Consider the following 1,021-nt stretch of genomic DNA (forward strand, 5'->3'; position numbering starts at 1 on the left):
TGGAGATGGGTCAGTCAAGTCATCCGCAGGTACATATACTGCCTGGATCGATGTGATCGAACCAGTCTTAGTAGATGTAATACGCTCCTGAAGAACACCCATTTCCTCAGCTAGTGTAGGCTGATAACCTACCGCTGAAGGCATACGACCTAGCAGTGCTGATACTTCAGTACCTGCCAGTGTGTAACGGTAGATATTATCAACGAACAATAGTACGTCTTTACCCTCGTCACGGAACTTCTCAGCCATTGTCAAACCAGTCAAGGCAACACGTAGCCTGTTTCCTGGTGGCTCGTTCATCTGACCGTATACCATCGCTACCTTAGAGTCTGTTGGAGTCTCTAGGTTTACAACGCCAGCTTCCTGCATTTCGTGATAGAAATCGTTACCCTCACGAGTACGCTCACCAACACCTGCGAATACTGAAAGACCAGAGTGCTTCAGTGCGATGTTGTTGATCAATTCCATCATGTTTACAGTTTTACCAACGCCCGCACCACCGAATAGACCAACTTTACCACCCTTAGCGAATGGACAAACCAAGTCGATTACTTTGATACCGGTTTCTAGCAATTCAGCCGATGCTGCTTGCTCTGCGTAAGTAGGTGCTTTACGGTGAATAGGCATACGCTCTTGCTCACCGATGTCACCACGCTCGTCGATTGGGCGTCCTAGAACGTCCATGATACGACCCAAAGTTTCTGGACCAACAGGTACAGAAATTGGTGCGCCAGTGTTATCTACATTCAGCCCACGCTTTAGACCTTCAGTACTACCCATTGCGATAGTACGTACGATACCATCACCTAGTTGCTGCTGTACTTCAAGTGTTGTATCAACACCATCAACCTGCAACGCATCATATACATTTGGAACTGATTCGCGCGCGAATTCAACGTCGATTACAGCTCCAATAATTTGTACGATATTTCCGCTACTCATGTCCGGATCCTCGTTAACTTTTAATCTTTAAATACACAAAATTTGCCAGGAACTACTTATACCGCAGCTGCACCACTAA

At 46.4% G+C, this 1,021-nt stretch carries 1 protein-coding gene; it reads right to left on the bottom strand.

What is annotated here, in order from left to right; all coding sequences use genetic code 11:
* Nucleotides 1-942: F0F1 ATP synthase subunit beta (gene atpD / locus A3763_RS20500; protein WP_068760418.1), on the bottom strand; the 942-nt coding region annotated here is incomplete at its 3' end.
* Nucleotides 943-1,021: the final 79 nt, after the last annotated feature.

The sequence above is a fragment of the Oleiphilus sp. HI0128 genome, assembly GCF_001635365.1.